A 12,990-nucleotide genomic window follows, 5' to 3' on the forward strand; every position below is an offset into this window, starting at 1 on the left:
GAATCGGTGACTAGCCGCACCGGCAGTTCCCCGCGCGCGTAGGTCTCGGCAAAGCGACGAAGCTCCTCCGGATCCATCCCGGCCGCGGTAAACAGCGGCGTCGGGGGCTGCGCTGCCATCAGCGAAATCATCGCCGCGAGCAGCGGCTTTATGGCCTCGCGCGCTGCGCGTTCGTCTTCCGAAATCGAGGTGAGCAGGAAGGCGCCCAACTCAAGTTTCCCGCCACGGCCCGCGGTCTGCGCGGCCGCGTGGATTTTCTCGGCCGCAAACCGTGCGTAGGCAGGACTGGTCAGGGCGGAGAGCATCACTCCGTCCGCGATTCGCCCCGCCATTGCCAGATTTCGGGCGCCCAGCACGCCAAGATAAATCGGAATCTCGGCTTGCGACGATTTAAACGACAGTCCGATCCGGTCGGTACGAAAGACCTTGCCGGCAAAGGTGACCTTCTCGCCGCGTAGCAGGCGCCGGATTACCTCGACGGCTTCCTCGATCGCGGCCCCTGGCGTCGGAGAGCCAAGTCCCATCTGATCGATCCAGGCCTTCACGCCAGCGCCGATTCCGAGAATAGCCCGCGCCGGCGCAAGTTCGGTAAGCGCCGCAAATTCCATCCCGATCAGCGCCGGATGGCGGGTGAAAGGATTCACCACACCAAGCCCAATCCGAATGCGGCTGGTCGAACACGCGAGCGCCGAGGCGATGGTAAAAGCGCCGCGAAAAAAGTAGTCCTCGGGCACCCAACACGCGGCAAAGCCCAATTCCTCGGCCAGACGCGCGTACTCGATTTGCCTACGCGCATCCGCATTTTCAAAGCCGATGCCGAATTGCAGGGCGCCGCTCATTTGCCGCGTGTCGCGAAAGTGTCGCCGAACGGAACGCGCGGCTCGTTTTCCGCCGCGGTCGGGGAACAATGGAAGTGCCACATCCTCCAGGCCCGATTCCCGACACCGTCGTCGCGTTGATAGATCTCGGTGGAACGAATGCGAAAGGGCGTGGCCGGAACCCCCGGGACTGCCTGTCCGCCTTTCGCTTCGATGCGCACGATATTCTCACAGGCCAGCCATGCCATGTCGCTGCCAATCTCCAGGCGCAGGCGAATTGGCTCGGAGATCTCGGGAATTGCGACGTTACCCTTCAGCGCTTCCCAGAGCCTGGTTTTTTCCTCCAGGCCGTAGTACGGGTGCCCGTTCAGGTTGTACTGGAGATAGCGCTCACCGGCGAATACCGAGCGCATCTTCGGAATGTCGAACGTAAAGTTCGACTCCCACCACCAGCGGTGGAGCCGCAGAATCTCCTCGCGATCGGCTTCGAGCGACATGACGCACCTCAGCGACGGATGGTCCGAGCCCTACCACCTTTTTCGACGCGACGTCCATGATCGCCGCTCGCCCCAGGGTTTCCACTTCGCTGGGGTGGCGGTAGGTTAACCATCATGGAAAAACGCAAACTCGGAAGTCAGGGGCTGCTCGTATCGGCCATGGGACTCGGATGCATGGGTATGTCGCAGGCGTATGGAGTTCCCGATGAAGCCGAATCGGTCGCGACCCTCAATCGGGCAATCGAACTTGGCATCGACTTCTTCGATACCGCGGACGTGTACGGGAACCACCGCAATGAAGAGCTGGTCGGCAGAGTACTAAAGCCGTATCGGGATCGAATCATAATCGCGACCAAGTTCGGCAATGTCTTCGGGCCGGGAGGCCAGCGCAGCGTCAACGGGCGCCCCGAGTACGTGCATTCGGCGTGCGACGGGTCACTGCAGCGACTCGGGGTCGATCATATCGATCTCTATTACCAGCATCGCGTAGATCCCAAGGTGCCAATCGAGGAGACGGTGGGTGCTATGGCCGACCTGGTTCGGCAGGGCAAGGTGCGCTACCTGGGAATGTCGGAAGCATCCGCGGCAACGATCCGCCGCGCGCACAAAGTCCATCCCATCACCGCGTTGCAGTCGGAGTATTCGTTATGGACTCGCGACTACGAGGACGACGTCATTCCCACCCTGCGCGAATTGGGAATCGGGTTTGTCCCTTTTAGTCCGCTGGGACGAGGAATGCTCAGCGCAAAGATTCGCTCGACTGACGAATTCGGTGAGGGCGACATGCGCGCGCGAATATCGCCGCGGTTCGAGCGCGAGAACTTCGAGCGCAACCTGCGGGTAGTCGATCGGCTCAAGCAAATCGCCGACGAGAAAAAGATCACGCCGAGCCAACTGGCGCTCGCGTGGGTGCTTGCGCAAGGCCCCGATATGGCACCGATTCCGGGAACCAAACGGCGCAAGTATCTGGAAGAGAATGCGGCCGCGGCCAGTGTTCAGCTTACTACGAGCGATCTCGCGCGAATCGAGGAAGTCGCACCAAAGGGTTTCGCGGCGGGTGCACGCTATTACGACATGCGACCGGTGAACATCTGAGAGGTCCGACCAGGTTTGCGGGCTTCACCCCAGACCCGTAAGACCGCCCTCAACCGGGGGGAGCGCACCTGGTAGCGCCTGCCTCGGGCGGGTAGATGGATCGAATTGATTAAAGTACCTTCTCATATCCCAAAGGCGCGTCATTTTCGAAATAGCGCAGTCCTAATTCGCTATTTTTGACTTGAACCGGATTGGCGCTGCCCTCATAATTTGTTCAGCAACCTGGACCGTGGCGCCCAGGGTCTGGAGGTAGGGAGCGAAAGACACACGGCAGTTAGAGAGTAGCGCCAGGACTCACCTTGGTGAGTTGACGAGGTGGAAGCTAATCGAGACATTCGGCGGATGGCTTCCCGGTTCCACGATCGTTAGAGGCGAACAAACCGAGCGGGCGACCGCGCGACAAAAATCGCTTCGAGTGGCGGAACGAGAGTTCCGATCTTCTTTCAAACTCTCTCTACTTTGTTCATTCATCTCCCGCGGGTCGAACCCGGTGGTTTGACTCATCCAAGGGGCCGGTCCAGCGACCGCGCGATGGGCGCGCGGCCGACAACAGCTCGTTGCCAAAGGCAAGACGGCGGTCTGTACCGAGAGTACAAAAGCCGAACTCGCCAGCGGCCCGGGACGTCAGGGAGATAGAAAATCATGTGTGGAATAATGGGCTATGTTGGAGCAGGCGAGGCCTGCCCGATTCTGATCGGTGGTCTCCGGCGGCTGGAATATCGCGGCTACGATTCTGCCGGTGTCGCAACCCTTTATCAGAACGGCAGACTCGAGATTCGGCGGGCCAAGGGCAAGCTCGACAACCTATGTGAGATGCTGGCCAGCGCGCCGCTTGGCGGGCGGATCGGCATCGGGCATACGCGGTGGGCGACCCATGGCCGGCCCTCTGACGAAAACGCGCATCCGCACAAGGCCGGTCCCGTCGCGGTGATCCACAATGGCATCGTGGAGAACTACCTCGACTTGCGCGCCCAACTCCTTGCGCGCGGTCACACCCTCAAGTCGGAAACCGATACCGAGCTGATTTCGCACCTGGTCGAGGAGCGCCTCAAGGAGGGAGTAGGACTCACCGAGGCGGTGCGCCGTGCGGTAGGCGACCTGCGCGGCTCGTTTTCCATCGTGGCGCTCTCCGAAACCGATCCCGACAAACTGGTCGCGGCCAAGACCGCCACTCCCTTGGTTATCGGACTCGGCGATGGCGAAAATTTCGTCGCCTCGGATATTCCCGCAATCCTCGAACACACGCGCATGACCATGGTGCTCGATGATGGCGAATTGGCAGAGGTTACTTCAGCCGGCGCCAAAGTGATGAAGTTCGACGGTACCCCGGTCGAGCGCGCCGCGCGGAGAATCGAGTGGGACAGCGTCGCCGCAACCAAGGGCGGCTTCCCGCACTATCTGCGCAAGGAAATCGCCGAGCAGCCGCAGTCCTGGATCGATACGATGTCGGGACGGGCCACCGCAGGCCTCTCGGAGGTGAGATTCGAGGGTGAATTGCTGCCGGCAACCGGACCGGAGGCTATCAGCCGCATCGTGATGCTGGGAGCCGGAGCCTCGTGGATCACGGCGCAGATCGGAAAATTCATCATCGAGGATCTGACCGGCATTCCGGTCGAAGTCGACTACTCGTCGGAGTTTCGCTATCGGCGGCCGCCCATCGACCAACACACGGTGATTATCGCCGTGTCGCAGTCCGGCGAGACCGCGGACACGCTGGCAGCGATGGAGGAAGGGCGGCGCACGGGATCACACCTTATTGCCCTGACCAACACCGTGGATTCCTCGATCGCGCGCAAGGCTGACGCGCAGATTTACACGCGCTGCGGTCCCGAGATAAGCGTGACGACCACCAAGTGTTTCACTACGCAACTGGAGTCCTACTACCTGTTCGCGATTCATCTGGCATCGCGGCTCAAACGGGTAAGCGCGATGCAGGCCGAAGAGCTGCTCGCACCCGCGTTCTCGATACCGGGAAAGATCGAAGAAATCTTCAAACTTGAGCCGCAGATCGAGCGAATCGCGCGAGAGTACGCCGGGGCGAGTGATTTTCTGTACCTCGGGCGAGGCATCAACTATCCGGTTGCACTGGAAGGCGCACTCAAGCTCAAGGAGATTTCCTATATCCACGCCGAAGGTTATTCCGCGGGCGAGATGAAGCACGGACCGATCGCCCTGATCGATGAACATATGCCGGTGGTGGTGATAATTCCCAACGACGATCTATTCGAGAAGTCGCTGTCGAACCTGCGCGAAGTGGAATCACGCAACGGCAAGATCATCGCCGTGACCGACCGCGCCACTGACGAACTGCGCACCGTGGCCCAGGACGTCCTGGAAATTCCGGCAACAAATCGGATGCTTACACCGGTGCTGATGACGATTCCGCTGCAGCTGCTGGCCTACCACATTGCCGTGGCGCGCGGCACCGATGTGGATCAGCCGCGCAACCTGGCCAAGTCAGTCACGGTTGAGTAGTGGGACAACAAGCGTTCGGGCAGAGGATTCTTTCAACGGATTTACCCCGCACTGAAAGTCCACGCCCAACAAGCTCGCGGCTACTAACGCCTCGGGCTCACGGCTCGGGAGCCCGAAAAATCCGCGAAATGCATTGGAAAAAGTCGTCGCCCGACGGCACCACAATTCTGCTGGAGGCGCTGGTACCAGGAAGCAATTTCGCTTGGGTTGCGAGAATTGCCGGGGGACGCTAGTCTGAGCGCCTAATGATTCCCGCCTACGACAGAAGTTTGCGTGGCACCCAGTTGCTGGGGCTCATCCTCATCGTCGTAGTAGGACTTACGGAGGCCATCGCGCCCTAGCGGGGACGAGCAAATCGTGATTGGAACCCCTGCTGGCGTGATGGCCGGCGGGGGTTTTTCTTTTCCCACGTCCCATCACCAGCCGAGCAGGGGAGCCGATCCGAAAAGGAGAGACTCTCGTGAAACTGACCGGCGCCGAACTGATCGTCCGTCTGCTCGAACTTAACCGGATAACCACCGTGGCCGGAATCCCTGGCGGTGCGAACCTGCCCCTTTACGATGCACTTGGTGCCAGTTCGATCCGGCACATACTCACGCGCCACGAGCAGGGCGCCGGATTCGTCGCGCAGGGTATGGCGCGGGCAAGCGGGCGGCCCGCCGTATGCCTGGGTACTTCGGGACCGGGCGCCACCAACCTGCTCACCGCGATCGCCGATGCCAAGCTCGACTCCATTCCGATCGTCGCGATAACCGGACAGGTGCCGCGCGCAATGATCGGCACCGATGCGTTCCAGGAAATCGATACCTATGGGCTGACGGTTCCGATCACCAAGCACAACTTCCTGGTGCGCTCCGCAGACGACCTGCTCGAGGTGATTCCCGACGCGTTGCGCATCGCGAGCTCGGGCCGACCCGGTCCGGTGGTGGTGGATGTGCCCAAGGACGTGCAGACGGAAGCGGTCGAAATCGACCACCTGCCGGCCCCGGTTCGACCCAATCCCCCGCCACGCTTCGGCGCAAGTGAAATCGGCCGCGCTGCGGAGCTGATAACTGAATCGAAGCGGCCGCTTCTGCTGGCCGGTGCCGGCGTAATCGCGGCCGAAGCATCGCCCAAGTTGCGTCGCCTCATCGAGCGAGCTTCGATTCCCACCGCGGCAACGTTGCTCGCGCTAGGCGTGCTGCCGCACGACCATCCCTTGTTCCTCGGTATGGTCGGGATGCATGCCGCTCGTTTCACGAACCTGCTGCTGGACGAATGCGACCTGCTGATCGGCCTTGGCGTACGTTTCGACGATCGCGCCACGGGCAAAGCCGCGGAGTTCTGCCCGCGCGCGAAAATCCTCCATATCGACATCGATCCAAGCGAGCTTGGAAAAATCAAAGAGCCCGCCGTCGGTCTCACCGCCGACGTCGGTGAAGCGCTGAGCGCGCTCGAGCTCCTGATTGAGATGAACCCGCGCACCGAATGGATTCGGCACATGCGCGCTCTGCGCGAGCGTTATCCGCTCATGGTTCCAGGCGCCGACGATCCGCTGCGCCCCTACGGGATCATTCGCCACGCGGCCGCGCTGCTGCCGGAAGACGCGATCGTCACCAGCGACGTCGGGCAGCATCAGATGTGGGTGGCTCAGGCGTATCCCTTCACGCGACCGCGACAATGGCTCACCTCGGGAGGTCTGGGAACGATGGGGTTTGGGATGCCGGCCGCTATCGGGGCCGCGTTGGCCGCCCCCGATCGCACGGTGGCGTGCTTTAGCGGCGACGGCAGCCTGCTGATGAATCTGCAGGAACTGGCGACTGCGGCCGAGCAGCAGGTGACCGTCAAGATCATCCTGCTCAACAATTCACACCTCGGGCTGGTCCGCCAGCAGCAGCATCTGTTCTATGGCAAGCGCTACTGCGCTTCGCGATTCGTGGCGCAGACGGATTTCGTGGCGATCGCGCGTGGTTTTGGCGTCCCGGCCGTCGATCTCTGCGAAGCACGCGATCCGGTCGCGGCGCTTGAACACGCGATCAACCGGCCGGGTCCGTGCCTGGTAAACGTGCCGATCGCGCCCGAGGAGAATGTATACCCGATGGTGCCGCCCGGCGGCGCCAATCGCGACATGATCGGAGGCGAGTTCGATGATGCCAAACCGGCCTGAAACACCCAATAAAAGTTGCCTCCGGGTGCCCGCACGGGGCGCAATCCTGCGGCTTCGGGTTAGAAATCACTTCGGCGTGATGACGCACGTGTGCAGTTTGTTTTCGCGACGCGCGTTCAATCTCGATGCCATCATCTGCCTGCCGATGGGAGACGGCGCGGAGAGCACCGTGCTGCTCATGGTCAATGAGAACCAGCGCTTGGATCAGCTTATCCGACAGCTCGCGAAGCTCGAGGACGTGCTCCAGGTTGATCGAGCGCCGGAGTTTCGGTCGACTTTTGAGAGCGTGGCGGAGTGCTTTGCGCAATCGTAAGCGCCGGCGCAGACATGTCCAGAGCTCTTCGCATCGTCGGTCACGTTACTCATAGCGCAGGGCGTCGATAGGGTGCAGGAGGGAGGCTTTGCGGGCCGGATAGTAGCCGAAAAAGACACCGACCGCGGCTGAGAAAAGAAAACCGCCCACTATCGCCACTGGCGAGACCAGCGTGGGCCATCCCGCGACGGCGGAGATCACTTTACTTGCGACAATTCCGAGTGCCGCGCCCGCAAGTCCTCCCAGTATGCTGAGCAGCACCGCTTCCACCAGGAACTGGAGCAAGATGTGAATGCGGCGCGCACCAATCGCCATGCGGATTCCAATTTCGCGAGTCCGCTCGGTCACCGAGACCAGCATGATGTTCATGATCCCGATGCCACCCACCAGCAGGGAGATCGATGCGACGGCGGCCAACAGCAACGCCATCACCCGGCTGGCCGATTCGGAAGCCTTGGCAACTTCGTTAAGCGAGCGGATCGTGAAGTCGTCATCCTGCCCGGGCTGGACGCGATGGCGCTCGTGGAGGATCTGTTGAACCTCGGCCATCACCGTGTTCACTTCCTGCGCGCTCCTCGCCTGAACATAAATCACGTTGACCACGCCGATGATCTTGGGGGGGCTGCCGAACGGGCTGGTAACGGTGCTGGTTTGACTGTAGACCGAATTGGTGGTGGGCACTCCCGCCAGCGGGTTGCTCGGGCTGGGGGTCGGCGCGACGATGGAGCTCATCAGGATCGAGGGAGCCGACACGCCGAGCACCTTTCGCTCGGCGGTTCCGAACGGGATCAGCACCACGTCATCCTGATCTTGTCCGTAGCTGGACTGTCCCTTCACCGCGAGCACGCCGATCACACGGAGCGGGAAATTTTTCACCCGGATTTCCGCGCCCACCGGGTTCTGGTCCTGGCCGAACAGATTGTCGACCACCGTCTGCCCCAACAGGCAGACCGGAGCGGCGCTTCGCACATCATCGTCGGTGAATTCGCGGCCCCGCTCCACCGGCCAGTCGCGAATTTTCAAATAGTCAGGCGTCGTTCCGGAGATGCCGGTGCTCCAGTTGTGATTGCCGCTCACTATCTGCGAGACCTGCCGATCCATGTAGCTGACCAGCGCGACCCCCCGCGCCTGCTTCTTGATCGCCGCGGCATCGGCGACCGTGAGCGTAGAATTGCTGCCCGAGCCGGCGCGCACCCCGTTGGAGGTGGTCGCACCCGGCAGGACGATGAGGAGGTTGGTGCCGAGGCTCTCGATCTGCGCCCGGACCGACTCGCGCGCACCGTCACCCACCGCAACCATCGCGATAACCGCTGCAACCCCGATGAAGATACCCAGCATCGTGAGCAGCGCGCGCAATTTATTGCGCTTGAGGGCACGCGCGGCCGCGCTGAGCGCCATCGATCCGAATACCCAGGCCTCCCCAGCCGCATCGCGGTCGGGGGGCGTGGGCGGCGCCGGCGGGGACGCCAGACGAGATTCGGCCACGCTCTGGGAAGAATGCGCCTTGCGGGTGTCGGATACGATTTGTCCGTCGCGAAACGTCACGATCCGATCGGCGTATTTCGCGATTTCCGCGTCGTGGGTCACCAGGATGATGGTAATACCCTGATCACGGTTAAGGCGGGTGATGATATCCATGATCTCGGCCGAGTTGGTCGAGTCCAGGTTTCCAGTCGGCTCGTCGGCGAGCAGAATCGCCGGTCGATTTATCAAGGCGCGCGCGATCGCCACGCGCTGCTGCTGTCCGCCGGAAAGCTGGTTGGGATGGTTTGCCTCGCGGCCGTCGAGGCCGAGCATCTTCATCAGGTCCTCGGCGCGCCGCTCGCCCGCCCCGCTCCACGCGGAGTAAAACAGTGGCAGCTCGACATTTTCCAGCGCGCTGGTGCGCGCCAGCAGATTGAAATTCTGAAATACGAATCCTATTTTGCGGCCGCGAATCGTGGCGAGCGTTTCTTCGGGTAGCTCGGCGACGTCTTCACCCTCCAGCAGGTAGCTGCCCTGGGTCGGGCGATCGAGACAGCCGACAATATTCATCAGGGTCGACTTGCCGGACCCCGATGCACCCATGACGGCAACAAATTCACCACTTTCCACGCGCAGGCTCACACCGCGCAGCGCGTGAACCTCCACTTCGCCCAGCTGATAGGTCTTCCAAAGCTCGCGTATTTCGATGACTGCCGGTCGCGTCATCGACCGGGGAGCCGGACTAGCGGAAGCCACGGGGGATGCCGCCCATTCCGGCGGCAGTGGGCTTTGGCTCGATCGGACGAATCTCGTCGGTGATCACGAGGTCTCCAACGTGCAAGGGCCCCTTGATCATTTCCACGAAGGTCCCGTCGTCGAGTCCGATGGTAACGGGGACCGGCTTGATACCGCGGCGGCCGCCTTGGATCCAGACCCGTGCGCTGCGGCTTGGCAGGAGAGGACCGGCGGACTCGACGGTTGCGGCCTCGGTTTTTTTCGGACTGAAACGAATCGCGTCGATCGGAATTCTTATCACGTTCTCGCGGCGGGCGGTGACGAGCGTCACGTTCGCGGTCATGCCGGGCTTTAGCAGTTGTTCGGGATTGGCGACATTGACCACCACGTCGTAGGTGACCACGTTTTGGACGGTTATCGGCGCCTGACGCACCTGACCGATGGTTCCCTCGAAATCACGGTCCGGAAACGCATCCACCTTGAAGGTTGCCCGCTGCCCTTGCTGAACATAGCCAATATCCGACTCGCTCACGTTGGAGTCGACCTGCATCTTGGTCAGATCCTTCGCAACCAGGAACAAAGTCGGCGTCTGATAACTCGCCGCCACGGTCTGCCCCTGGTCCACGTTGCGCGAGACCACCGTGCCATCGACAGGCGAAACGATATTGGTGTAGTTCAGATTCAGGCGCGCGGCTTGAAGGCTGGCCTGCTGCTGCTGGACCGCGGCCTCATCGAGCGCAACCTGCGCCTCGGCCTGGTGGAAGAGGCTCAGCTGGCTGTCCAGCTGGTCTTGGGACACAGCCTTCTCCTTTAAGAGTTCGCCATCACGTTCGTAGGTGAGCTTCTGATACGCGAGGTTTGCCCGATCCTTATTGAGTTGCGCCTGGGCATTGGCAAGCTCGGCGGTCGTGAGTGCAACCTGGGCCGCGAACGGCCGCGGATCGATCTTTGCCATCAACTGGCCGGCCTTGACCGGCGAATTGAAGTCCACGTACAGCTGAATGATTGTACCTGAGACGTAGCTGCCGACCTGAACTGTGACGACCGGGTTAACGGTGCCGGTCGCTGTGACCGATCGCACGATGTTGCCGCGGGTGACCTGCGCGGTCACGTATTTCGCATATTTGGCGCCGTGGCGAAGATAATATCCTGCGGCAACAAGAACCACGGCCACCGCGATGGCGGCCCGGACCCATTTTGATGAAAAGATCGTCATGTGCAGGAGTCGAACGGGACTTTCAGCGAGCAAAGAATCGCCACGGAGCTTTTGTAGTATAAGACGCTCCAGGGCGCCATGGGTTTCATGAACGCCTTGATCTGCTTGAGAATTTCCCGAGGAGGATCGAAGGGATGCCAGAGCCCCCACCGCTTTCCGGAATGAAGGTCGTCGACCTGACCCGATACCTCGCGGGACCGTTTTGCACTCAGATTCTGGGCGACTATGGCGCCGAAATAATCAAGGTCGAGCCGGTGGAAAACCCCCGCTCGGAACTGGGCGGAGGTTCGGCCCGCGACAGCTACTTCTTTCTTTCCTGCAACCGTTCAAAAAAAAGCGTGCGCATCGCTACCAAAAAACCTAGTGGACAGGAAGTCCTGTTGAAACTGATCGATCAGGCGGACGTGTTGGTGGACAATTTCCGTCCGGGTGTGATGACGGCGCTTGGCCTCGATTACGACCGCGTGGCAGCGCGCAACTCGCGGATCATCACCTGCAGCATCTCCGGGTTCGGCTCGAGCGGGCCGCTGCGCGACTTTCCCGGATTCGATCAGATCGCCCAGGGCATGTCCGGACTGATGAGCGTGACCGGCACCGCGGAGAGTGGCCCGACCCGGGTGGGAATCGCGATCTGCGATCTGTTGGGCGGGATCTTTTCGGCGCAGGGAATTCTCTTGGCCCTCGAGGCACGCCATCGCAGCGGCCGCGGACAGCGCGTGGAAACCTCGCTGCTGGAATCGATCGTCAGCATTCTCAGCTGGTCGGCGGGAATCTACTTTGACACCGGCCACACGCCCGGTCCGGCGGGTAACCATCATCCGCTGTCCTCCCCGCACGGTGTCTTCCACGCCAGTGATCGTCCCTTCAACATCGCGGTTGGTAACGAAGCGATGTGGCGCAAGTTCGTAAAAATTATCGCGCGCCCCGAGCTTGCCGATGACGATCGCTTCCGCAGCGCGGGCGCGCGCCTGAAGAATCGCGGGGCCCTTACCGCCGAGATCGATCGTGCGCTTAAGTCGAATACCGCGGTGTACTGGATCGACCTGTTCAATCGCGAGGGGATCCCGTCAGGCGCGATCCTCACGGTCGAGGAAATGTTCAAGCATCCCCAGTCCGCAGCGCGCGAGATGCTGCTTAAGATGCCGCATCCGGTGATCGGTGAGTTTCTGACCACCGGACTGGCGGTCAAGCTCGCAGATACGCCCGGGAGGGTCACGCGACCGCCGCTACCGGGCGAGCACACCGATGAAGTACTGCTCGCACATGGCTATTCGGCTGATGACCTCGCGCGGCTGCGCGGCGAGGGCGCAATAGCGTAGGGCCCCGGCGCCACCCAAGACGACGCGGACAGGACCGTAGAGCTACCGCGCGGCGACCTTCGCTGACGCGTCGGCGTCAAATTCCAGCGCTAGCGCTTCGCCGGTCTCAAGCAGGGTTTTTAAGCCGCTCAGGATCATCGGCCATCCCTCGCCCGCGGACTGGAACGACTTCGATTCAGCCTTCCATTCATCGTGCGTCACGGTGAGTTTGCAGGCGTTGCCCCGGGGCTCGATCTCCCAGGTGACGCGTGAACGATCGCCGGGACCACCGCCGTGGCGCTCCGAGTATTCGTGCTCGAAGGTCTGCACCAGCCGGCGTGGGGGTTGAACCTCGAGCAGTGTGCCGAAATGGGCAAGGCTTCCGTCGTCGAAGGTGTAACGGTAGCGCGAACCAGCCTTCCAGTCGGAGTCGACGTTCAGCCCGAAATATTTTTTGGTGAATTCCGTGCTGACGATCGCCTGCCAGAGCTTCTCGGGGCTGGTACGAATGTAAAGTTCGTAAACGTGCCTGGGTGCCATTTCGCTTGCCTCCATTTCCTTTTTTAGTCCCGTCATCGCTTCGACCCACGGCGCGGCGAATTTGCTGATCCAGCGGTCGAGGATCAGGCGAATCGGGACCGGGTTGAGATAATGAAATTTCTCGCGACCGGAGCGGCGGGTGGTGACCAGCCCCGCGTCTTCGAGCACCCGCAGATGTTTCATCACGCCGAACCGGGTCATTTGCGGCAGCTGAGATTCGAGCTCCAGGAGCGTCTGGCCATCGCGCTGGAAGAGTCGGTCGAGAAGCCGCCGCCGATGCGCATCGCTGAGAGCCTTGAAGACCGCTTCCACGAGGTGACAATAGGTGACTATTTGGTCACCTGTCAACTCGGCGAACGCTGAAGGGCGAGAATCCGATGGCAAGTGGGTCGA

Annotated in this window: 10 protein-coding genes; 5 read left to right on the plus strand and 5 right to left on the minus strand. The window is 61.5% G+C overall.

All coding sequences use genetic code 11. The features are described from left to right. Both VGI36_10195 and VGI36_10200 read right to left on the minus strand, forming a co-directional pair. The coding region (locus VGI36_10195; GenBank protein ID HEY2485510.1) for an LLM class flavin-dependent oxidoreductase at positions 1 to 839 on the minus strand (839 nt) is incomplete at its 3' end. Further along, a complete protein-coding gene (locus tag VGI36_10200; protein ID HEY2485511.1) occupies positions 836 to 1,315 on the minus strand; it encodes a nuclear transport factor 2 family protein in 480 nt (159 codons plus the stop codon). The genes VGI36_10200 and VGI36_10195, both read right to left, overlap by 4 nt. Positions 1,316 to 1,429: 114 nt before the next feature. Between VGI36_10200 and VGI36_10205 the strand changes: the two genes are divergently transcribed. From VGI36_10205 to VGI36_10220, 4 genes are all read left to right on the plus strand, one after another. Next, complete coding sequence (locus VGI36_10205) at positions 1,430 to 2,410, plus strand: aldo/keto reductase (protein ID HEY2485512.1); 981 nt, start codon at positions 1,430 to 1,432, stop codon at positions 2,408 to 2,410. Between the two features lie 642 nt (positions 2,411 to 3,052). After that, the gene (gene glmS / locus VGI36_10210; protein ID HEY2485513.1) at positions 3,053 to 4,885 is read left to right on the plus strand and encodes a glutamine--fructose-6-phosphate transaminase (isomerizing); all 1,833 of its coding nucleotides are present in this window, start codon (positions 3,053 to 3,055) and stop codon (positions 4,883 to 4,885) included. Positions 4,886 to 5,345: 460 nt separating this feature from the next. Next, entirely contained in the window at positions 5,346 to 7,031 is a 1,686-nt protein-coding gene (gene ilvB, locus VGI36_10215; protein ID HEY2485514.1) for an acetolactate synthase large subunit, read from the plus strand. 25 nt (positions 7,032 to 7,056) lie between these two features. Further along, a complete protein-coding gene (locus tag VGI36_10220) occupies positions 7,057 to 7,344 on the plus strand; it encodes an ACT domain-containing protein (protein HEY2485515.1) in 288 nt (95 codons plus the stop codon). Positions 7,345 to 7,389: 45 nt separating this feature from the next. Here the strand turns inward: VGI36_10220 and VGI36_10225 are convergent, their stop codons facing one another. After that, a complete protein-coding gene (locus VGI36_10225) occupies positions 7,390 to 9,534 on the minus strand; it encodes an ABC transporter permease (protein ID HEY2485516.1) in 2,145 nt (714 codons plus the stop codon). 16 nt (positions 9,535 to 9,550) lie between these two features. Then, positions 9,551 to 10,759: an efflux RND transporter periplasmic adaptor subunit gene (locus VGI36_10230; protein HEY2485517.1), complete on the minus strand. Its 1,209-nt coding sequence runs from the start codon at positions 10,757 to 10,759 to the stop codon at positions 9,551 to 9,553. 134 nt (positions 10,760 to 10,893) lie between these two features. Between VGI36_10230 and VGI36_10235 the strand changes: the two genes are divergently transcribed. Further along, a complete protein-coding gene (locus VGI36_10235) occupies positions 10,894 to 12,078 on the plus strand; it encodes a CoA transferase (GenBank protein ID HEY2485518.1) in 1,185 nt (394 codons plus the stop codon). Positions 12,079 to 12,120: 42 nt separating this feature from the next. Here VGI36_10235 and VGI36_10240 read toward each other — a convergent pair whose 3' ends face one another. After that, positions 12,121 to 12,945 (minus strand): SRPBCC domain-containing protein, encoded by an 825-nt coding sequence (locus VGI36_10240; protein HEY2485519.1) that lies wholly within the window; start codon positions 12,943 to 12,945, stop codon positions 12,121 to 12,123. Between the last annotated feature and the right edge of the window lie 45 nt (positions 12,946 to 12,990).

The sequence above is a fragment of the Candidatus Binataceae bacterium genome (assembly GCA_036495685.1).
Classification (GTDB): Bacteria; Desulfobacterota; Binatia; order Binatales; family Binataceae; genus JAFAHS01.

Excerpts from the sequence above, each read along its gene's own strand:
- VGI36_10200 (HEY2485511.1), bottom strand. The coding sequence starts at position 1,315 with ATGTCGCTCGAAGCCGATCGCGAGGAGATTCTGCGGCTCCACCGCTGG.
- VGI36_10205 (HEY2485512.1), top strand. The coding sequence starts at position 1,430 with ATGGAAAAACGCAAACTCGGAAGTCAGGGGCTGCTCGTATCGGCCATG.
- glmS (HEY2485513.1), top strand. The coding sequence starts at position 3,053 with ATGTGTGGAATAATGGGCTATGTTGGAGCAGGCGAGGCCTGCCCGATT.
- VGI36_10225 (HEY2485516.1), bottom strand. The coding sequence starts at position 9,534 with ATGACGCGACCGGCAGTCATCGAAATACGCGAGCTTTGGAAGACCTAT.
- VGI36_10230 (HEY2485517.1), bottom strand. The coding sequence starts at position 10,759 with ATGACGATCTTTTCATCAAAATGGGTCCGGGCCGCCATCGCGGTGGCC.
- VGI36_10235 (HEY2485518.1), top strand. The coding sequence starts at position 10,894 with ATGCCAGAGCCCCCACCGCTTTCCGGAATGAAGGTCGTCGACCTGACC.